This is a genomic window from Pseudomonas paraversuta (assembly GCF_904063065.1).
Classification (GTDB): domain Bacteria; phylum Pseudomonadota; class Gammaproteobacteria; order Pseudomonadales; family Pseudomonadaceae; genus Aquipseudomonas; species Aquipseudomonas paraversuta.
Map to the genome: position 1 here is coordinate 1 of NZ_CAJFCL010000009.1, position 20,481 is coordinate 20,481.

At 57.3% G+C, this 20,481-nt stretch carries 23 protein-coding genes; 10 read left to right on the forward strand and 13 right to left on the reverse strand.

All coding sequences use genetic code 11. The features are described 5' to 3' along the window. Nucleotides 1-165: 165 nt before the first annotated feature. Nucleotides 166-1,371, reverse strand: a complete 1,206-nt coding sequence (gene tyrS / locus JQ845_RS18135; protein WP_003444446.1) for a tyrosine--tRNA ligase — start codon at nucleotides 1,369-1,371, stop codon at nucleotides 166-168. Nucleotides 1,372-1,582: 211 nt separating this feature from the next. Between tyrS and JQ845_RS18140 the strand changes: the two genes are divergently transcribed. Together JQ845_RS18140 and JQ845_RS18145 are read left to right on the forward strand one after the other, a co-directional pair. After that, nucleotides 1,583-2,974, forward strand: coding sequence for a peptidoglycan DD-metalloendopeptidase family protein (locus JQ845_RS18140; RefSeq protein WP_127197092.1), 1,392 nt, complete (start codon nucleotides 1,583-1,585; stop codon nucleotides 2,972-2,974). Nucleotides 2,975-2,977: 3 nt separating this feature from the next. After that, on the forward strand, nucleotides 2,978-4,069 hold the full coding sequence (locus JQ845_RS18145; protein ID WP_203009320.1) for an anhydro-N-acetylmuramic acid kinase: 1,092 nt from the start codon (nucleotides 2,978-2,980) through the stop codon (nucleotides 4,067-4,069). A gap of 75 nt (nucleotides 4,070-4,144) precedes the next feature. On the opposite strand, the gene erpA is transcribed toward JQ845_RS18145, so the two are convergent. Beyond that, complete coding sequence (gene erpA, locus JQ845_RS18150) at nucleotides 4,145-4,495, reverse strand: iron-sulfur cluster insertion protein ErpA (protein ID WP_003444456.1); 351 nt, start codon at nucleotides 4,493-4,495, stop codon at nucleotides 4,145-4,147. A gap of 168 nt (nucleotides 4,496-4,663) precedes the next feature. Next, nucleotides 4,664-5,698 carry an N-acetyl-gamma-glutamyl-phosphate reductase gene (gene argC, locus JQ845_RS18155; RefSeq protein WP_203009321.1) on the reverse strand — a complete coding sequence of 345 codons (1,035 nt, stop codon included), beginning with the start codon at nucleotides 5,696-5,698 and terminating at the stop codon, nucleotides 4,664-4,666. Nucleotides 5,699-5,832: 134 nt separating this feature from the next. On the opposite strand from argC, the gene hemJ reads away from it, so the two are divergent. The 6 genes from hemJ to coq7 all read left to right on the forward strand — a co-directional run bounded on the left by hemJ (nucleotide 5,833) and on the right by coq7 (nucleotide 9,869). Continuing rightward, nucleotides 5,833-6,261 carry a protoporphyrinogen oxidase HemJ gene (hemJ, locus tag JQ845_RS18160; RefSeq protein WP_003444463.1) on the forward strand — a complete coding sequence of 143 codons (429 nt, stop codon included), beginning with the start codon at nucleotides 5,833-5,835 and terminating at the stop codon, nucleotides 6,259-6,261. A gap of 30 nt (nucleotides 6,262-6,291) precedes the next feature. Then, nucleotides 6,292-7,251: an NAD(P)H-dependent flavin oxidoreductase gene (locus JQ845_RS18165; RefSeq protein WP_203009322.1), complete on the forward strand. Its 960-nt coding sequence runs from the start codon at nucleotides 6,292-6,294 to the stop codon at nucleotides 7,249-7,251. A 64-nt stretch (nucleotides 7,252-7,315) separates the two neighbouring features. Next, nucleotides 7,316-7,831 (forward strand): DUF805 domain-containing protein, encoded by a 516-nt coding sequence (locus tag JQ845_RS18170; protein ID WP_203009323.1) that lies wholly within the window; start codon nucleotides 7,316-7,318, stop codon nucleotides 7,829-7,831. 76 nt (nucleotides 7,832-7,907) lie between these two features. Then, entirely contained in the window at nucleotides 7,908-8,696 is a 789-nt protein-coding gene (locus tag JQ845_RS18175; RefSeq protein WP_203009324.1) for an SDR family NAD(P)-dependent oxidoreductase, read from the forward strand. A gap of 66 nt (nucleotides 8,697-8,762) precedes the next feature. Continuing rightward, the gene (locus tag JQ845_RS18180) at nucleotides 8,763-9,101 is read left to right on the forward strand and encodes a histidine triad nucleotide-binding protein (RefSeq protein ID WP_003444467.1); all 339 of its coding nucleotides are present in this window, start codon (nucleotides 8,763-8,765) and stop codon (nucleotides 9,099-9,101) included. Nucleotides 9,102-9,221: 120 nt separating this feature from the next. Continuing rightward, on the forward strand, nucleotides 9,222-9,869 hold the full coding sequence (gene coq7, locus JQ845_RS18185; RefSeq protein WP_203009325.1) for a 2-polyprenyl-3-methyl-6-methoxy-1,4-benzoquinone monooxygenase: 648 nt from the start codon (nucleotides 9,222-9,224) through the stop codon (nucleotides 9,867-9,869). A 128-nt stretch (nucleotides 9,870-9,997) separates the two neighbouring features. On the opposite strand, the gene JQ845_RS18190 is transcribed toward coq7, so the two are convergent. Further along, on the reverse strand, nucleotides 9,998-10,420 hold the full coding sequence (locus JQ845_RS18190; protein ID WP_003444470.1) for an OsmC family protein: 423 nt from the start codon (nucleotides 10,418-10,420) through the stop codon (nucleotides 9,998-10,000). A 226-nt stretch (nucleotides 10,421-10,646) separates the two neighbouring features. On the opposite strand from JQ845_RS18190, the gene crp reads away from it, so the two are divergent. Further along, nucleotides 10,647-11,291, forward strand: coding sequence for a cAMP-activated global transcriptional regulator CRP (crp, locus tag JQ845_RS18195; protein WP_202210233.1), 645 nt, complete (start codon nucleotides 10,647-10,649; stop codon nucleotides 11,289-11,291). Here the strand turns inward: crp and JQ845_RS18200 are convergent. The 7 genes from JQ845_RS18200 to rpe form a co-directional block, all read right to left on the reverse strand. Continuing rightward, on the reverse strand, nucleotides 11,288-11,989 hold the full coding sequence (locus tag JQ845_RS18200; protein WP_010656638.1) for a lipoate--protein ligase family protein: 702 nt from the start codon (nucleotides 11,987-11,989) through the stop codon (nucleotides 11,288-11,290). The genes crp and JQ845_RS18200 overlap by 4 nt on opposite strands. A 68-nt stretch (nucleotides 11,990-12,057) precedes the next feature. Next, a complete protein-coding gene (gene trpC / locus JQ845_RS18205; protein WP_203009326.1) occupies nucleotides 12,058-12,894 on the reverse strand; it encodes an indole-3-glycerol phosphate synthase TrpC in 837 nt (278 codons plus the stop codon). Then, nucleotides 12,891-13,940, reverse strand: coding sequence for an anthranilate phosphoribosyltransferase (trpD, locus tag JQ845_RS18210; RefSeq protein ID WP_003444474.1), 1,050 nt, complete (start codon nucleotides 13,938-13,940; stop codon nucleotides 12,891-12,893). The genes trpC and trpD overlap by 4 nt, the downstream gene beginning before the upstream one ends. A 9-nt stretch (nucleotides 13,941-13,949) precedes the next feature. Next, the gene (locus tag JQ845_RS18215; protein WP_010656639.1) at nucleotides 13,950-14,543 is read right to left on the reverse strand and encodes an aminodeoxychorismate/anthranilate synthase component II; all 594 of its coding nucleotides are present in this window, start codon (nucleotides 14,541-14,543) and stop codon (nucleotides 13,950-13,952) included. 11 nt (nucleotides 14,544-14,554) lie between these two features. Next, nucleotides 14,555-16,042, reverse strand: coding sequence for an anthranilate synthase component I (trpE, locus tag JQ845_RS18220; protein ID WP_003444478.1), 1,488 nt, complete (start codon nucleotides 16,040-16,042; stop codon nucleotides 14,555-14,557). 70 nt (nucleotides 16,043-16,112) lie between these two features. Next, entirely contained in the window at nucleotides 16,113-16,931 is an 819-nt protein-coding gene (locus JQ845_RS18225; RefSeq protein WP_003444480.1) for a phosphoglycolate phosphatase, read from the reverse strand. Continuing rightward, nucleotides 16,928-17,602, reverse strand: coding sequence for a ribulose-phosphate 3-epimerase (gene rpe, locus JQ845_RS18230; RefSeq protein WP_003444482.1), 675 nt, complete (start codon nucleotides 17,600-17,602; stop codon nucleotides 16,928-16,930). The genes JQ845_RS18225 and rpe overlap by 4 nt, the downstream gene beginning before the upstream one ends. A 282-nt stretch (nucleotides 17,603-17,884) precedes the next feature. Between rpe and JQ845_RS18235 the strand changes: the two genes are divergently transcribed. Continuing rightward, the gene (locus tag JQ845_RS18235) at nucleotides 17,885-18,343 is read left to right on the forward strand and encodes an REP-associated tyrosine transposase (RefSeq protein WP_003444484.1); all 459 of its coding nucleotides are present in this window, start codon (nucleotides 17,885-17,887) and stop codon (nucleotides 18,341-18,343) included. 3 nt (nucleotides 18,344-18,346) lie between these two features. Here the strand turns inward: JQ845_RS18235 and JQ845_RS18240 are convergent, their stop codons facing one another. Then, nucleotides 18,347-19,171 (reverse strand): ABC transporter permease, encoded by an 825-nt coding sequence (locus JQ845_RS18240; protein WP_003444486.1) that lies wholly within the window; start codon nucleotides 19,169-19,171, stop codon nucleotides 18,347-18,349. A 10-nt stretch (nucleotides 19,172-19,181) separates the two neighbouring features. Further along, nucleotides 19,182-20,429: an ABC transporter permease gene (locus tag JQ845_RS18245; protein WP_203009327.1), complete on the reverse strand. Its 1,248-nt coding sequence runs from the start codon at nucleotides 20,427-20,429 to the stop codon at nucleotides 19,182-19,184. Nucleotides 20,430-20,481: the final 52 nt, after the last annotated feature.

Sequence of the window (20,481 nt, forward strand, 5' to 3'; positions counted from 1 at the left end):
CAGCGTTACACGCTGCTGTCAACACCTCATTTCCTGCTTCGATGACTTGAAGCTGACACTGCCGAAGAACCATCCAACTCATTGAAACTCAAGGAGTTTTCCGTTTCGACTGCGCCGGAAGTGGGCGCATTATAGGTTAATAAAATGCGCCGTCCAGCTCTTATTTCAGTTTGATTCAGCTTTCAGGGTAATACGGGCAAACGCCTTCTTCCCCGCCTGGCAAACATGGGTCGAGCCCAGTGCATATATATAGGTGCGGTCAACCACCTCACCATCTATACGTACACCACCGGAACCCAGCAAATCCCGCGCAACCGCAGAGTTCTTCACCAGCCCGGCCTTATTAAGGACTGCAGCGATCGGCATATCCTCAGTAGCGGTCAATTCGACCTCAGGCAGATCATCAGGCAACTCGCCATCCTTCATGCGGTTGCCCGCACCGCGATGGGCATTTGCAGCAGCCTCTTCACCATGGAACCGGGCCACAATCTCTTCCGCCAACCTGATTTTGATATCGCGCGGGTTTGCACCAGCTTCAACCTCAGCCCTGAATGCATCGATCTCGTCCATCGAACGAAAGCTCAGCAACTCAAAGTAACGCCACATCAGCGCATCCGGAATAGACACCAGCTTGCTGTACATCACACCCGGAGCTTCCTGGATGCCAACATAGTTGCCCAGAGACTTGGACATCTTCTTGACGCCATCCAGCCCTTCAAGCAGCGGCATGGTAACAATGCACTGGGCTTCCTGACCGTAGCCGCGCTGCAGTTCACGACCCATCAACAAGTTGAACTTCTGGTCGGTACCACCCAGCTCCACGTCTGCCTTCAAGGCAACAGAGTCATATCCCTGCACCAGCGGATAAAGAAACTCGTGGATGGCAATCGGCTGATTCGTGGTGTAGCGCTTATCGAAGTCATCGCGCTCAAGCATGCGAGCCACAGTGTACTGAGAGGTCAAGCGAATGAAATCGGCCGGCCCCATCTGATCCATCCAGGTGGAGTTGAATGCCACCTCGGTTTTTGCAGGATCAAGGATCTTGAACACCTGAGTCTTGTAGGTTTCGGCATTGGCCAGCACTTGCTCACGGGTCAACGGCGGACGCGTTGCACTCTTGCCGCTCGGATCGCCAATCATCCCGGTGAAATCACCAATAAGGAAGATCACCTGATGCCCCAGCTCCTGGAACTGACGCAGCTTATTAATAAGTACGGTGTGACCCAAGTGCAGATCAGGCGCCGTGGGGTCGAATCCGGCCTTAATCCGCAACGGCTGACCGCGCTTGAGTTTCTCGACCAGTTCAGACTCGACCAGTACCTCTTCGGCACCACGCTTGATTAGCGCTAGCTGCTCTTCAACCGACTTCATATCAGACCCGTAAGGCTCAAATTCAAAGGGAACCAACCATACAAGATCAGGGACTAATTACAAGTTCCGGGCGGCATACGGCAACTATCCGCGCGCGAATAGCTCGCGGACTTGCTTCAAGGGCGATTTGGTTATATTTTATACAGTTATTTCATGTTCACCGTGCCAGTCATCTTTTCCAATTCATCCTTTATTCAAAGTCAAATTATCTATGACCAGTCAACCGCCTAAAGCGCCACCGCTTTATCCGAAGACCCACCTGCTCGCAGCAAGTGGTATCGCCGCCCTCTTGAGTCTGGCCCTGCTGGTATTTCCCTCCAGCGAAGTAGAAGCCAAAAGAACGACTCTAAATCTGGAACTGGAAACGCCTGCAGAACAACTGACACAAGATCAAGACGCTGCAGAACTCACTCAGGCCACAAATGAAGCGACTCCATCGCCTTTTGCCCAAATTGAACAACAGGACAACCCTGTAGCAAAAGTTGAGGAAGACAAAGCCCCCAGCCACCGCGAAGTAGTGGTTTCCAAGGGCGATACACTCTCGACCCTGTTCGCTAAAGTAGGCCTTCCTGCCACCTCAGTGCATGAAATCCTGGCCAGCGACAAGCAAGCCAAACAATTCAGCCAGCTGAAACACGGGCAGAAGCTCGAATTTGAAATGGGCCCCGATGGCCAACTGAACAACCTGCACAGCCAGGTTAGCGACCTCGAGACCATCACCCTCAGCAAATCGGCCAAGGGCTATACATTCCGGCGTGTTACTACCCTTCCGGTAGTGCGCTCGGCCTATGTACACGGTGTTATCTCCAGCTCGCTGTCAGCATCTGGCCAGCGTGCCGGCCTGCCCCACAGCATGACCATGGAAATGGCCAAAGTGTTTGGTTACGACATCGACTTCGCACAGGACATTCGCCCGGGCGACCAGTTCGAAGTGATCTACGAGCAGAAAGTGGCCAACGGTAAAACGGTGGGTACGGGCAACATCCTCTCGGCGCGCTTTACCAACCGCGGCAAGACCTACACCGCCGTACGCTATACAAACAAGCAAGGCGTCAGCAATTACTACACGGCTGACGGCAGCAGCATGCGCAAGGCATTCATCCGCACACCGGTGGACTTCGCCCGTATCAGCTCGCGCTTCTCCTCAGGCCGCAAACACCCGATCCTGAACAAGATCCGCGCCCACAAAGGCGTAGATTATGCCGCGCCGCGCGGTACGCCGATTAAAGCAGCCGGTGATGGCAAAGTACTGCTCGCTGGCCGTCGTGGCGGCTACGGCAATACCGTAATCATTCAACACGGCAATACCTACCGCACCCTTTACGGGCACATGCAGGGCTTCGCCAAAGGCATTAAAACCGGCGGATCGGTGAAGCAAGGGCAGGTGATCGGGTTTATCGGCACAACAGGCCTTTCCACGGGTCCTCACCTGCATTACGAGTTCCAGGTCAACGGTGTGCACGTTGATCCCCTGGGCCAGAAGCTACCAATGGCTGATCCGATTGCCAAAGCTGAGCGCACGCGCTTCCTGCAGCAAAGCCAGCCACTAATGGCCCGCATGAACCAGGAAAAGGCCACCCTCCTGGCCTCGAGCAAGCGCTAAGCGATGGCCCTCTATATAGGCGTGATGTCCGGCACCAGTCTCGATGGCATGGACATCGCCCTTATCGAGCTGGGGGCGAGCATCACCCTGCTCGCCACCCACTACATCCCGATGCCCGCCGCCCTGCGCAGCGAATTGCTGGGCCTGTGCGCCAGCGGACCTGGCGAGGTGGCACGCTGTGCCATTGCCGAAAACCACTGGGTCGAACTGGCCGCTCAAGGCGTAAACACACTCCTTGCCCAGCAGCAGCTAACCCCGCAAGACATCCGGGCAATCGGCAGCCATGGCCAGACCATCCGCCACGAACCTGCCCTGGGCTTCACCGTACAGATCGGCAACCCGGCCCTATTGGCCGAGCTGACCAACATCTGCGTGGTCGGCGACTTCCGTCGCCGTGATGTTGCCGCTGGAGGCCAGGGAGCACCGCTGGTCCCGGCCTTCCATGAAGCCCTGTTTACGGGCGAGCATGAACATCGAGCTGTATTGAACGTAGGAGGATTCAGCAACCTGAGTCTGATAACTCCAACGAACCCTGTAGCTGGATTCGACAGTGGGCCAGGCAATGTCCTGCTCGATGCCTGGATACAAGAACAGCGCGGCGAACTGTACGACCGCAACGGCCAGTGGGCCGCCAGTGGCAAGGTTGAACCTGTGCTGCTTAACGCCTTGCTCAGCGACCCGTTCTTCCAGACCAAGGGCCCGAAGAGCACTGGCCGGGAAGTGTTCAACCTTAACTGGTTGAAACATCACCTCTTCGCCCTGCCAACCTTCCCCACTGAAGACGTGCAAGCAACGCTGCTCGAACTCACGGCACTGACCATCGTAGAGTCGCTGCAGTCGGCTCAGCCCCACACCGACGAACTACTGGTGTGCGGCGGCGGCGCCCACAATGCGGCCTTGATGACACGTCTTGCGCAACTGCTCCCGCAAACCAAGGTCAACAGCACCCTGGTCAAAGGGGTAGACCCTGACTGGGTCGAAGCCATGGCCTTTGCATGGCTGGCGCACTGCTGCCTGGAAAACATCCCCACCAATCGTCCCAGTGTCACCGGGGCCCGCGGCCTGCGGGTATTGGGCGGCATCTACCCGGCCTGACCTGCCCGCACAAACGCCAGACAGCAAAACGCCGCGAAACTACGCGGCGTTGAGTGTGAAACCTGTACTGCGCAATCAGATCGAGAACGATGATCCGCAACCACATGTTGTGGTGGCATTCGGGTTCTTGATCACAAAGCGCGAGCCTTCCAGACCTTCCTGATAATCCACCTCGGCACCCGCCAGGTACTGGAAGCTCATCGGATCGACCACCAGGCTTACGCCTTCGCGCTCAACAATGGTGTCGTCATCGGCCACTTCTTCATCGAAGGTAAAGCCATACTGAAAACCGGAACAACCGCCGCCCGTAACAAAAACGCGCAACTTCAAACGATCATTACCCTCTTCATCGACCAGGCTCTTCACCTTGTGCGCAGCACCTTCGGTGAATTGCAAAGCCATGGGGGTGAAGGATTCGACGCTCATGCTGATTATCTCCCGGCGATGTGCCGCCATAATGCGTGATGACGCGCATTATCCGCTTCTCCTAGAAAAGCGGTCAACTATTTGAGGGCAGCAGCAAGCGATCAGCTACAAGCTGCAAGCATGCCGCGCCCTCACTTACAGCTTGTAGCTTTAAGCTTGCAGCTGTTTTCAGGGCAACATTCCGGCGTGGGACAAGCCCAGGCGCTCATCCAGGCCGAACATGATATTCATGTTCTGTACCGCCTGGCCTGATGCCCCCTTGACCAGATTGTCGATCACCGACAGCACGACAACCAGATCGCCATCCTGTGGCCGATGCACAGCAATACGGCACACGTTGGCACCCCGCACACTGCGGGTTTCCGGGTGGCTGCCGGCTGGCATCACATCAACGAAAGGCTCGTTGGCATAACGCTGTTCAAACAAAGCCTGCAGGTCCACAGAACGATCAACCACGGTGGCATACAGCGTCGAGTGAATACCCCGAATCATCGGCGTCAGATGCGGTACGAAGGTCAGACCGACATCCTTGCCGGCAGCACGACGCAAACCCTGACGGATTTCGGGCAAATGGCGATGACCTTTAACGGCATATGCCTTCATGCTTTCGGACGTTTCAGCGTACAGCGAACCTACGCTCGCACCGCGACCGGCGCCGCTCACGCCTGACTTGCAATCGGCGATCAACCTCGTAGTATCCGCCAGCCCCGCTTCCAGCAATGGAAGGAAACCCAATTGGGTTGCAGTCGGATAGCAACCCGGCACCGCGATCAGGCGCGCCTGTTTGATTTGCTCGCGATTCACTTCCGGCAGGCCGTATACCGCCTCTTCGAGCAACGCCGGCGCGCCATGGGGCTGACCGTACCACTTGGCCCACTCATCCGCGTCCTGCAGGCGGAAATCTGCCGACAGATCGATCACCTTGGTACCCGCCTCCAGCAACTCGCCGGCCAGGGCGTGGGCTACGCCGTGGGGTGTGGCGAAAAACACCACATCGCACGCAGCCAGGGCTTGCGTATCAGGCACGCTGAACGCCAGACCGTCGTAATGACCGCGCAGGTTGGGATACATATCGGCAACAGGCAGGCCCGCCTCGGATCGAGAAGTGATGACAACCACTTCAGCCTGCGGATGCTGTGCCAGCAATCGCAGCAATTCGACCCCGGTGTAACCCGTGCCGCCGACAATACCGACCTTGACCATAACCTGCCCCTCAACGAACCCACTGGAAAGCCCACGATAATAGGGACAGCGCGCCCCTGCGACAACCGTCAAGGTGACTCCCGGACGCTCTACTACTACTATTTGATCTACCGTGAACCTGGGAATAACTAAAAATGCTTTATCTATGGCTCAAAGCCTTCCACATCATCAGTATCGTCTGCTGGTTTGCAGGCCTCTTCTACTTGCCCCGCCTCTTTGTTTACCACGCACAAAGCGAGGACGCCGTGAGCAAGGAGCGATTCAGCCTCATGGAGCGCAAGCTGTATCGCGGCATCATGGGACCGGCAATGATTGCCACCCTGATTTTCGGTGGCTGGCTGATCAGCCTTAACCCGAGCGGTTACTTCAGTCAGGGCTGGATGCACGTCAAGCTGACACTGGTGATTCTGCTCATCGGCTACCACCACATGTGTGGCGCCCAGGTAAAACGCTTCGCCCGCGGCGAAAACAAGCGCTCTCACGTGTTCTACCGCTGGTTCAACGAAGTACCGGTAGTGTTCTTGCTGGCCATCGTCATTCTGGCAGTGGTCAAACCCTTTTAAACCCGCCCCGCCATTTACCGAGGTTATCCAATGTCACTGCCCGCTTTGCTCGAAAAATGCTTGCGCCTGCCGGTGGTGGCAGCCCCCATGTTTCTGATCTCCAACCCTCAACTCGTCCTGGCCTGCTGCCGCAATGGCGTTGTGGGCAGTTTTCCTGCGCTCAACCAACGCGATAGCAATGGATTCAAAGCATGGCTTGAGGAAATAGAAGCGGGCCTGGCCTTACTGGATAATCCCGCGCCCTACGCCGTGAACCTGATCGTGCATAACAGCAACCCACGGCTACAGGCTGACCTGGCGATCTGTATTGAGCACAAAGTCCCGATCATCATCACCAGCCTGGGCGCGGCAAAGGAAGTCGTGGATGCCGTCCACAGTTATGGCGGCCTGGTGCTCCATGACGTCACCACTCGACGCCATGCAGAAAAAGCCGCAGAAGCCGGGGTCGATGGCCTGATTGCAGTCGCCGCAGGCGCCGGTGGCCATGCGGGAACCTGGAGCCCTTTTGCGCTGCTGGCTGAAATTCGCCAGTTCTTTGATAAAACAGTGTTGCTCGCCGGCTGCATGAACCACGGCCATGAGATTCTCGCCGCGCAAATCCTCGGTGCCGACCTTGCCTACCTCGGAACCCGCTTTATCGGCACCCGGGAAAGCCATGCGCCTGATGCGTACAAAGACATGCTGCTGGCATCCCGGGCAGCCGACATCATCCACACCCCGGCCGTCTCGGGTGTGCCCGCCAACTTCATGCGCAAAAGCCTCGAAAGCGCGGGCTTCGACCTCGACGCACTTCAAGGCAAAGGCGAGACCAAACTCAAGCCCCTGACTGAAGAAGCCAAGGCCTGGAAAACGGTATGGTCCGCCGGCCAGGGGGCAGGAGGCATTAACGATCTGCCGACAACTGAGCACTTGATCGCACGTCTGGAAGAGGAATATCGCAAGGCCCACAGCCTCACCCGCGAACTGGCCCGACACTGGCCCCATCACTGATACTCCCCCGGCCCGCCCACTACAGCGGGCTCTTTGCTAATGACCGCCTGACAAGGAAGCAGACATGACAGAACTCAGCCTGGAAAAAACGTCCGAGGAACACTACGCGTATCCAGATCCCCTGGGGTTCAGCGGACGGATCGGACGTATGCGCCTGCTGGCCTGGAGCCTGATTCTGGGTCTCATCGCCAGCGTTGTCGCCCTACTGGTCCTGCTTGCGATCAAGGTGTCCCCCACTCTGGCCATCACCTTTGGCGCGACCCTGACGCTCGTCTTCGTCGTGGTCAATCTCAGAATCAATGCGCAACGCCTGCACGACCTCAACTGGTCCGCATGGATGCTGTTGTTGCATCTGGTGCCGGTGGCCAATCTGGTGTTAACCCTTGCACTGCTGTTGATGCCCGGCACCCCGGGGCCCAACAAGTACGGTTTGCCACCTCCACCCAACAGCACGGCGGTCAAAGTCCTGGCCTGGATTAACATTGTGTTGATGGTTTTGGGTCTTTTCATCCTGATCATCGGCCTGGCTCTTGGCCTGCAGGACTCGTTGATCAACGCAGCCAACAGCAACAGTCTGTAGACTGCGCGTCTAAATGAACGCGTTAACGCCAGGGACATCATTGTCACCGGACTGCACCGTTGCGATGGAGAACAGCATGACCCGTTACGCTTTAATCACTGGCGCCTCCAGCGGCATTGGCCTGGCTCTGGCCGAAGCCCTCGCCCGCCGCGGTCGCAGCCTGATTCTTGTGGCCCGCCAGCGGGACGCGCTAGAAAGCATTGCGCTGGAGTTGACCCAGCGTTTCGGCGTAGAGGTACTGTTCAGGGCCTGTGATCTTGGCGAGCCATTACGTCTTTCCGGTTTTTTACTTGAGCTCGAAGAAGGCGACCGGCAGATCGACCTGCTGGTCAATTGCGCGGGTATTGGCACTTGCGGCCCCTTCCTGGCGCATGACTGGAGCGCCGAACAAGATCTGATCGAGCTCAACGTGCTGGCTCTCACGCGGTTATGCCATGCCATCGGCAACATGATGGCGGTCCAGGGCGGCGGGCAAATCCTCAATGTGTCCTCGATTGCAGCCTTCCAGCCCGGGCCCTGGCTGAGCACTTATTTCGCCAGTAAAGCGTATGTGCTGCATTTTTCCGAAGGCTTGCGCGAAGAGGTAAAGAAAACCGGGATCAAGGTCTCGGTACTTTGCCCCGGTGTCACGCGAACCCGTTTCTTCGACGCGGCCAGAATGAACGCCGACAAGGTCAAGCAAAGCGAAGACGCCATGACTCCCGAAGAAGTTGCGCTCTATACCGTACGCGCGCTGGAGAAAAACAAGGCGATCATAATTCCGGGCCGGCGCAATCGCTGGATAACCCGTATGCCACGCTTCTTCTCGCGCTGGATGACGAGAAAAATAGCCGCCCGGGTCAACAAATCCTATTGCCCGCGTTAACCGGACTGGGCGTAATCCGCTGCCCTGAGTACACTCGGACCGGACTTCACTCACGGAGACACAGCTTTGGATACTCTGTTCACCAAAATCATCAACCGTGAAATACCCGCCAAGATCATCTACGAAGATGATCAGGTGCTGGCATTTCACGATATCGCCCCACAGGCGCCGATCCATTTTCTGGTCATTCCCAAAAAACCGATCCGCACCCTCAACGACCTGCAGGAAGAAGACAAACTACTGGCAGGGCACATCCTGTTTACCGCACAACGCCTTGCCAAAGAGCTGGGCTGCGAAGACGGTTTCCGCGTGGTAATGAACTGCAATGAAAAGGGTGGCCAAACGGTCTACCACATTCATATGCACGTTCTGGGTCAGCGCCAGATGAACTGGCCGCCGGGCTGATTGCAAAACCGTACGCCATCGTGGGCGCTGCCCGGCTCCCACGTTCAGCGGTGATCCAGCGCAAACCCTGTACGCCCGATTGGGGTAAACTGACCGCCGTGATTTTTTCCGGAGGTAAGCATGACTACCCAACGTCACTACTCGCCGATTGACCGTCTTCTGTTACAGGCCGACACAGCGCTGCGTACCTTGCTGCCGTTCAGCGGCCAGCCCCATCGCCCGTCGCCGGCCATCGTCAAACCTGAAAACCCGCTGGACGAACAGGCAAGTCGCCATGTGGCCGGGTTAATGCGCATCAACCATACCGGTGAAGTCTGTGCCCAGGCCTTGTATCAAGGCCAGGCCCTGACCGCCAAACTACCCCAAGTGCGCAAAGCCATGGAGCAGGCAGCAGAAGAGGAAATTGACCACCTGGCCTGGTGCGAACAGCGCATCCGCCAGCTGGGCAGCCATCCAAGTCTGTTGAACCCGCTGTTTTACGGCATGTCCTTCGGGATCGGGGCTGCGGCAGGATTAATCAGCGACAAAGTCAGCCTCGGGTTTGTTGCCGCTACCGAAGATCAAGTGTGCAAACATCTCAACGAGCATCTTGAGCAACTACCCGCGCAAGATGAGAAATCACGGGCGATCCTTGAACAGATGCGCATCGATGAAGAGCAACATGCAGAGTCCGCACTCAATGCCGGCGGGTTCCGCTTTCCTGCTCCAGTGAAGTTCGGCATGAGCCTGATGGCCAAAGTCATGACCAAAAGCACCTACCGCATCTGACTGCCGGCACGACTTGAATACGCCAGGAGCTGGCGATTCGCTCATGGGCATATAAAAAAGGCGGCTACCTACCGGTAGCCGCCTTTTTTATTGTTCGAAACCTGCGCCAGCTTGCATGCAATGGCGACTCAGCCCAACTCGATGATTTCATAATCATGGCTGATGGCTACACCGGCGGCGCCAAGCATGATCGACGCGGAGCAATACTTTTCGGCAGACAGTTCGATGGCACGCTTGACCTGAGCTTCTTTCAAGCCACGACCTTTCACCACAAAGTGCAGGTGAATTTTAGTGAACACCTTAGGGTCTTCAGTGGCGCGCTCGGCTTCCAGGAATGCCTCGCAACTCTCAACTGCCTGACGCGACTTCTTGAGGATGCTTACAACATCGAAGTTGCTGCAACCACCGAGCCCCAGCAGAAGCATTTCCATCGGTCGAACGCCCAGGTTACGACCACCGCTCTCGGGTGGGCCGTCCATCACAACGACGTGGCCGCTGCCCGATTCGCCCAGAAACATGGCTTCGCCAGCCCATTGAATGCGTGCCTTCATCGCCCAGACTCCACTGATTTAAAAGGGGCGCCAGCTTAGCACAGCGCCCGAAACCGAGCGCTCACCACACCGAAGCCTTTATTCATTGCGACATGGAGCATCAGGAAAATTCTGACAACCGTTAAGAATCTGTCTGTTAAGCTGGCGCCAAATCACTGGCGCCAACCAGCCAGAGCGATATAAAAAATAGACACAACCCTTACTGTGCATGCTTCGGGATACAACAATGGTTGCTTTTACTCCCATACCAAAAATCAAAAATCTCGACAAATTTTTGACTCAGTGCCAACGCAGACGCTATCAGACCAAGAACAACATCATCTGCGCCGGTGAAAACTCACACACACTGTTTTTTATAATCAGAGGCTCGGTCACGATTGTGATTGAGGACGATGATGGTCGAGAAATGATCATTGCTTATCTCAACCCCGGCGATTTCATTGGCGAACTGGGTCTGTTTGAACAGCCAGGACAGGAGCAGGCTCGCAGTGCATGGGTTCGCGCCAAGACTGAGTGCGAGATTGCAGAAATGAGTTACACGAAATTCAGAGAGTATGCGCTGCAAGAGCCGGAAATTCTTTATGCGATCAGCGGCCAAATCGCACAACGCTTACGCAATACCACACGAAAAGTCGGCGACCTGGCATTTTTCGACGTGACCGGGCGAGTGGCCCGCTGCCTGCTCGAACTGTGCAAACAACCCGATGCAATGACCCACCCCGACGGCATGCAAATCAAGATTACCCGTCAGGAGATAGGCAGAATTGTCGGCTGTTCCCGCGAGATGGTCGGCCGTGTGCTCAAGGATCTTGAAGAACAGAACCTGGTGAGCGTCAAAGGGAAAACCATGGTGGTGTTCGGCACACGCTAAGGCTTCAGCAAGGGCACCAGAATTTGTTGGTAACTGGTGCTCAAACGCTCGAAGAAATCGGGCGCAGGAAACACTTCATGCAGTGCGATATGACTCTCGGCACGGCAGTGCTGCTCCAACCCGCATAACTGATTGAAGCGGTTGACTGAAGCCACCATCGAGTCGCGCTCGTTTTCAACCAGTAATGCTCCGTGAACCAGGCCCACAGGCCGCTGCCCGCCCTGGCTCTGCCGCCAACGCTGCGCAGTTCCCACCAGCTTTCGCGCATTCAGGTTGACGTTGAAGCGACCATCGCAAAACGCGCCTTCAACTTCCCCCAAAGACGCCACGCCCCCCAGCTCTGTCAGTAAATCGCAGATCGGCTCACACAACCGTCGATAGGCCGTTTCGATACGTCCCTGATCACCTTCAGTACGCGCCGGTGCGTAGACCAGAGCGATATTGATCGTCGCTGCTGACTGAGGGACAGGCTCACCACCGGTTTCGCGCAACAGAATGGGCCAGCCGCTGGCCGCCAGTTCTGCACTGGCCTGCTCGAAACCCGGTAACCGGCTCAAGCGCCGCGGCATCACCAGCGCACGGTCCGTGGGTTGCCAGAACAAGACACCCGCCTCCAGCTCTGCGGCGCATACCGAAGCCAGTAAATCCTGCTCGGCCTTGAGGCCGGCTTCTACACTGAGTTGCTGGATGAGTGTCATAGGTGTCCTTGTCCAGCACCGACCAAATCGTCTTGCGATGCAGGCAACCGATGCCTGCAGAGCGCCGGTTAATCCAGGGTAGAGCCCGTTACCTGCACAACCCGCTCCGGGAAGAACAGACGCTGCAGTTCATTACCCGGGTTTTCTGCACGCATAAAGGCTTCGCCCACCAGGAACGAATACACGTCGCTGATTTCCATCAGCTCCACGTCTGCCCGGTTGAGAATCCCGCTCTCGGTAATCACCAGTCGATCCCGCGGGATACGCGGCAACAGATCCAGAGTGGTTTCCAGGCTGACGTCAAAAGTGTGCAGATTACGGTTATTGATCCCCAGCAATGGCGTGTCCAGGGTCTTGAGTGCACGCTCAAGCTCATCGCCATCATGCACTTCGACCAGGACATCCAGCCCAACGCTTTTGGCAACGGCAGCCAGCTCGGCCATTTTCACGTCATCCAGCGCAGAGACGATCAACAACACGCAGTCTGCACCCAATGCCCGGGCTTCGACGATCTGGTACGGATCGATCATGAAGTCTTTGCGGATCACTGGCAGCTTGCAGGCAGCGCAAGCCTGCTGCAGGTACAGATCGGCGCCCTGGAAAAAATCAATATCGGTGAGTACCGACAGACAGGTAGCGCCACCTTTTTCATAACTCTGGGCAATTTCGGCAGGCACAAAGTGCTCGCGAATTACGCCCTTGCTTGGCGAAGCCTTTTTGATCTCGGCGATGACCGCTGGCTGTTTCAACTTCGCCTGCGCCAGCATGGCCCTGGCGAAGCCGCGCACCGGATCAGCCTGAGCTGCCATACGTTCAAGTTCGGCCAGGCTCACACGAGCGCTGCGCTCGGCCACTTCCTGAACTTTACGCGCCAGAATATTTTCCAGAACGGTAGGCACACTCATGCTTGGTTCTCCTGTTTGAAGATGGCGGTAAAGGCACCCAGCTCTTCGAGTTTTTCCCGAGCCAGACCTGTATGCAGCGCATCGTGAGCCAAAGCCACACCCTCTTTGAGAGTGTAGGCAAGATCAGCGGCATACAACGCGGCCCCGGCATTGAGCACGATCATCTCGGCGGCCTTCTGGCCTGCTTCTGTCTTGCGTCGGCCCAGGGCATCGCGGATCAGCTCCAGCGATTGTTCCGGACTGTCGACCACCAGACCGAACAGGCTCTGGCTCTTGATACCCAAATCTTCAGGCTGCACCCAATATTCAGTAATCTCGCCTTTGTTCAGTTCCGCAACAAAGGTCGGGGCCGCCAGGCTGAACTCGTCCAGACCATCTTGCGAATGCACCACCAGCACATGCTTGCTACCCAGACGCTGCAGCACTTCAGCCAGCGGTCGGCACAGCGCCTGATTGAATACACCTACGACCTGATGCACTACGCCGGCCGGATTCGTAAGCGGGCCAAGCATATTGAACAAAGTCCGCAGGCCCAGATCGCGACGCGGAATGGCCGCGTGCTTCATGGCACCGTGGTGGGACTGGGCAAACATGAAACCGATGCCCACGCTGTCGATACAACGGGCGACTTGCACGGGCGTCAGGTTCAAGTACACACCGGCGGCCTCCAGCAAATCAGCGCTGCCGCTTTTACCCGACACGGCGCGGTTACCGTGCTTGGCTACAGTGCAGCCTGCGGCCGCAATTACCAGAGCGGAAGCCGTGGACACGTTGAAAATATTCGCACCATCGCCGCCGGTGCCAACAATGTCGACCACACCGTCCAGGGTCTTGAGTTCAACCTTGTCCGCCAGCTCGCGCATCACCGTCACAGCACCGACAATCTCGTCGATGCTTTCGCTTTTCATGCGCATGCCCATCATGAACGCACCAATCTGCGCCTCGGTGCACTGACCGGTCATGATGTCGCGCATCACATCGCGCATTTCTTCGGTGGTCAGGTCCAGATGACCGACGATACGGTTCAGGGCAGTCTTGATATCCATATAAAGTCCTTAGCGCGTGCCGCCGGTTTGTTTAAGAAAGTTGGCAAACAGTTCATGACCCTGTTCGGTCAGGATCGACTCGGGGTGGAATTGCACCCCTTCGATGTTCAGCGTTTTGTGGCGCAAGCCCATGATCTCGTCCACCGAGCCATCGGCGTGTTGCGTCCAGGCCGTCAGCTCCAGGCACTCAGGCAAGGTTTCACGCTTGACCACCAGCGAGTGGTAACGGGTCACGGTCAGCGGGTTGTTCAATCCCTGGAACACCCCGGTATCCAGGTGATACACCGGACTGGTTTTACCGTGCATCACTTGCCGGGCGCGAACCACATCACCACCGAAGGCCTGCCCGATGGACTGATGGCCCAGGCATACCCCCAGAATCGGCAGCTTGCCGGCAAAATACTTGATGGCTTCAAGCGAGATACCCGCCTCGTTCGGCGTGCACGGGCCGGGCGAGACCACAATGCGCTCAGGTTTCAGCGCTTCGATCTGGGCAATGCTCAGCTCATCGTTGCGCACCACCTTGACCTCTGCACCCAGCTCGCCGAGGTACTGCACAACGTTGTAGGTAAAAGAGTCGTAATTATCGATCATCAGCAACATGGCAAAGCTCCTCAGGCGTCGGATGCGGGGGTTTGTTCAGCGAGCGCTACGGCACGAAACATCGCGCGGCGTTTGTTCAGCGTCTCTTCCCACTCCAGGGCCGGTACCGAGTCGGCGACAATGCCGCCGCCGGCTTGCACATGCAATTCACCGTTCTTGATCACCGCAGTACGAATCGCGATGGCCGTGTCCATATTGCCGTTCCAGGCGAAATAACCGACTGCGCCGCCATATACACCGCGTTTGACCGGCTCCAGCTCGTCGATGATTTCCATCGCGCGGATTTTCGGCGCACCTGACAAGGTTCCCGCCGGCAGAATCGCCCGCAGCGCATCCATCGCCGTCAGCCCGCTTTTGAGCTGGCCGGTGACGTTGGACACAATGTGCATCACGTTGGAGTAACGCTCGATCACCATTTTCTCGGTGAGCCTGACCGAGCCGATTTCCGAAACACGCCCTGTGTCATTGCGCCCAAGGTCGATCAGCATCAAGTGCTCGGCGATTTCCTTGTCGTCGCTGAGCAGGTCTTGCTCCAGCGCCAGGTCAGCCTCTTCGGTTGCGCCACGGGGACGGGTACCGGCAATCGGGCGCACGGTAATCAGGTTGTCTTCGACCCGCACCAGCACTTCCGGTGAACTGCCCACCACGTGGAAGTCGCCGAAGTTGAAGAAGTACATGTAAGGCGTCGGGTTGAAGCAACGCAGCGCGCGGTACAGATCGATCGGCGCAGCCTTGAAGTCGATGGACATCCGCTGCGACGGCACTACTTGCATGCAGTCGCCCGCCAGGATGTAGTCCTTGATGGTGTCGACGGCTTTTTCGTAATCAGACTGGGTGAAGCTGGAACGGAACACCGGATCGGCTGCTTGCTGCCTGGTGAAATCCAGGCCTTGACGCGGCGTAATCGGCTGGCGCAACTGTTCAAGCAACGCCTCAAGGCGGGCCTGGCCTGCATCGTAGGCATCAGGCTGCGCAGGGTCGACCAGTACGATGGCGTGCATCTTGCCGGCCAGGTTGTCGAACACCACCACCGCGTCGGACACCATCAGCAAAATATCGGGCACCCCCAGCGGGTCCGGGTTCGGGCACTTGCCCAGACGCTTCTCCACGTAGCGCACGCAGTCATAACCGAAATAGCCCACCAGCCCGCCGTTGAAGCGTGGCAGCCCGGCGATGGTCGGTACGTTGTAGCGGGCCTTGAACTCTTCAACGAAGGTCAGTGGATCATCCGCTTCAAGGGACTCGATTTCGACGCCGTCATGGGTCACCCGGATCTGCTGCTCATGCACGCGAAGTACAGTGCGACATGGCAAGCCAATGATCGAATAACGCCCCCACTTCTCGCCGCCCTGCACCGACTCCAGCAAATAGGAGTTGGGCTGGTCAGCCAGTTTCAGGTAGATCGACAAGGGTGTGTCGAAGTCAGCAAGGGTTTCACGTGCAAGGGGGATACGGTTGTAGCCGGCAGCGGCCAAACGCAGGAATTCTTCGCGGATCATGAGGTGCCTCGTGGTCTGAGGGTCAAACAGTCAGGTATGCAAACGTGCCGGATCTCCGGCCAGATTCAAGTCAGGCGCGCCAACGCCAACGGGCCAGGGCCTTGATAACTTTCATCCAGAGTTTGCGAGTGACCACCACGATGGAATCTCTTCGAGAGGGGTGAACAGAATTGCCCAACGTTATCTCAGGCGCAGAATCTAAGCAACCGGCTATAAGCTCATGAAGGTTACCGATCACCATATCGGGTGACTCTTCTTCAATCGGCCGGCCGTGATTGTAACCGTAACTCAGGGCTACACACTTCACGCCTGCGGCCTTGGCTGCCAGCACGTCATTGCGCGAATCACCGACAAACAATGCCTGCTCAGGTGCCACACCGGCCATTTTCATCACAAACAACAGCGCGGCGGGATCAGGTTTCTTTTGTGGCAGGGTGTCTCCGCCAATGATCCAGCGGAAAAACCGGCCCAGCTTCAACTCATCCAGCAACGGCGCCACAAAGCGCTCGGGCTTGTTAGTGATCAACGCCATTTCGACGCCCTGCTTCTGCAGCCATTTGAGGCTTTCGCGTACACCAGGGTAAACCCTGGTCAGATCATGGCCGCCATCGTAGGCGTCCATGAAAATTTCCAGCGCCTGTTCGGCTTCAGGGTCATCGACCCCCGAAGCCTCCAGGCTGCCGGCAAGAGCACGGCGCACCAGCATGGGCGCACCGTTGCCAATCCACATCCGCACGTTCTCTATACCTGCGGGCGGGCGGCCCAGCTTGAGCAGCATGGTCTCCACGGCGACTGCCAGATCCGGCACCGAATCGATCAGGGTTCCGTCCAGATCGAACATCACCAGTTTTGGCAGCTGCCCCTGAAGCAGCTGCTCAAAGCCACTCATGGACGGGCCAACGCAAGCTCGGCGCGCATTTTTTGAATGACTTCTTTGTAGTCAGGTGTATTGAAAATCGCCGAACCCGCGACGAATGTGTCGGCACCCGCCTCAGCGATCTCACGGATGTTGCCGACGTTGACGCCGCCGTCGATTTCCAGGCGGATGTCACGTCCGCTGGCGTCAATCAGGGCACGGGCTTCGCGCAATTTGTCGAGGGTGCCGGGGATGAATTTCTGCCCCCCGAAGCCAGGGTTGACGCTCATCAGCAAGACCATGTCGACCTTGTCCATCACGTACTTGAGCACGTCCAGTGGCGTTGCCGGGTTAAACACCAGGCCCGCCTTGCAGCCGCCTTCACGGATCAGTTGCAGGGAACGGTCAACGTGTTGCGTGGCTTCCGGGTGGAACGTGATGTAAGTCGCGCCGGCTTCAATAAAGTCGCCGATGATCCGGTCTACCGGGCTGACCATCAAATGAGCATCGATGGGAGCGGTGATGCCGTACTTGCGCAAGGCAGCACAAACCATCGGGCCGATGGTCAGGTTGGGCACGTAATGATTGTCCATGACATCGAAGTGCACGATATCAGCGCCAGCGGCGAGCACATTGTCGACCTCTTCGCCAAGACGGGCGAAATCGGCGGAAAGAATCGATGGGGCAATAGCGAAGGGCTGCATAACGCACCTTTAGTGAGCAAAACACGGTGGCGCGCATTGTATACCGCCGACCCGAGCCCCGAACACCGGGCGGTGATGATTGACTGCGTGACGACGCATCTCATACGGCCGCTTCGCACCCGATCGCAGCCTTCGGCAGCAACTACAGAGCCGTAACCGATCATTAACCTGCTGCGAAAAGGGCCGAAGAACCTTCCAGAAATATCTTGTGAACCAAGAAGCAGTCGTCTGTTGTGTTGCAGTCTTAAGTTAAACAACACCCACCATCATGAGGGCAAAGGAATGCCACACTCATTTAGCAGTCATCAACTATTGAAAGGTCGCTACTCAGAACATGGCCGGATCTATCTGCTCACAACAGTCACCGACAATCGGCGCCCGGTATTCGAAAACTTTCAGTCAGGGCGCCTGCTGGTCAATCAACTCAGGGACGCCCACGACGAAGGCATCGTCAACTCTATTGCCTGGGTGGTCATGCCAGATCATTGTCACTGGTTAATCGAATTACGCAGCAAAACACTGGGCGAACTGATGTGCCGGATCAAGTCACGCAGTTGCGTGGCAATCAATCAGGCCGCTCAATCCAGCGGTCGTCTATGGCAAAAGGGATATCACGACAGAGCATTACGCCAGGAGGAAGACCTCAAGGCTGCCGCCCGTCATATCGTCAAAAACCCGATCCGCGCAGGTCTCGCCACGCGGATCGGGGATTACCCCCTGTGGGATGCCTGCTGGATCTAAGGGCTAGGCCTGGGCCGTGCGCAGTTTCTCGCTGCGCCCGCGCAACCACTCGAGCGTCAGCAGCAATACCACCGAGAACGCGATCAGCAAGGTAGCTGCCGCAGCAATGGTCGGACTGAGGTTTTCACGGATGCCGCTGAACATCTGCCGCGGCAACGTTGCCTGCTCCGGGCCCGCCAGGAACAGGGTGACCACTACCTCATCGAACGAGGTTGCAAAAGCGAACAGCGCGCCCGAAATGACTCCCGGCGCAATCAGCGGCAAGGTCACCCGGCGAAAGGCGGTCAGAGGTGAAGCCCCCAGACTGGCTGCAGCGCGCACCAGATTCTGATTGAACCCCTGCAAAGTGGCCGAGACCGTGATGATCACGAATGGCACTCCCAACACCGCATGCACCACGATCAGGGACAGGAAGCTGTTGCCAAACCCCAGCGGTGCAAAGAACAGGTAGCTGGCCACACCGATAATCACCACCGGCACCACCATGGGCGATATCACCAGCGCCATGACCAGCGCCTTGCCGGGGAAGTCGCTGCGGGTCAGGCCAATGGCCGCCAGCGTGCCAAAGACCATTGCCAGCACCGTGGCCGCCGGCGCCACGATGATGCTGTTGCGCAAGGCCCGCATCCATTCTGACGAAGCGAAAAAGTCCTGATACCAGTGCAGCGAGAACCCCTGCAACGGATACACCAGAAAGCTGCCCGAGTTGAACGACAACGGAATGATCACCAGCACCGGCAAGATCAGAAACAACAGAATCAGCCCGCAAAGAATGCGCAAACTGTAATACCAGACCCGCTCGACAGGTGACATATAAGGGCTAAGCATGGCGGTCTCCTTAACTCAAACGCAGGCGACTAGCGCCCACCAGCCAGTTGTAAATCAGATACAGCACCACGGTCGCCAGCAACAACAAACCGCCCAGGGCCGTCGCCATGCCCCAGTTGATACTGGTGTTGGTGTAGAACGCCACGAAGTAGCTGACCATTTGATCATTCGGGCTGCCGAGCAACGCCGGGGTGATGTAGTAACCGATGGCGATGATGAAGACCAGCAAGCAGCCCGCCCCGACTCCGGCATAGGTTTGCGGGAAATACACCCGCCAGAAGCTCGCAAATGGATGACAGCCCAATGAGATCGCCGCCCGCATATAGGTCGGTGAAATACCTTTCATCACGCTGTAAATCGGCAAGATCATGAACGGCAGCAGAATGTGCACCATCGAGATGTACACCCCGGTACGGTTGAACACCAGCTCCAGCGGCTGATCGATCACCCCCAGGCTCATCAGCGCACTGTTGATCAGCCCCCCTGACTGCAGCAGCACAATCCAGGCCGCGACCCGCACCAGTACCGAGGTCCAGAATGGCAACAGCACCAGGATCATCAGCAGGTTGCTTTGCCGAGCGGGAAGATTGGCCAGCAAATACGCCAGCGGATAGGCCAGCACCAGGCAGATACAGGTGATCACCAGGCCCATCCAGAAGGTACGGGCGAAAATATCCAGATAGATCGATTGGTCCGGTGTGGCGGGAGCAATTTCGCCCAGGTCATCGATCCGGTGATCGACAGCCGCCAGCAGATAAAACGGGGTCACGCTTGAAGTGTTGCGCTTGATCGCCTGCCAGTACGCCGGGTCGCCCCAACGCTCGTCGAGGGCTTCCATCGCTTCTTTATATGACTCGGGTACCGCCTTGAACGGCAGCGCCTTGGCGGTTTTCATCAGCAAACTGCGATAACCGGCCAGCTCCATGTTCAGGCGCTTGGACAAGTCGCCCAGAACCTGATTCTTGCGGGCCTCGGCCAGGTCTTCGCTAAGGGACTGGTAGACCGGTTCCGCGGGCAGGCCTTTGCCATCCCAACTGGCCACCGCCACTACCGTGCGTGGCAATCCCCCAACCACTTCCGGGTTGCCGACACTTTTGTAGAGCAGGGCCGCGATTGGTACCAGGAACACCAGCAGCAAAAAAATAACCAACGGTGCAATCAGCGCCTGCGCTTTCCAGCGGTTAATCCGCTCGGCATGCGCCAGGCGCTTCTTCAACGTGGGGCTGGAGACCTCGTTCAGGGGAACGGCGATGGCCATGGCGAACTCCGAAAATCTTTAAACGATGGCGGCGCGCCCTGATCAGCTGCGC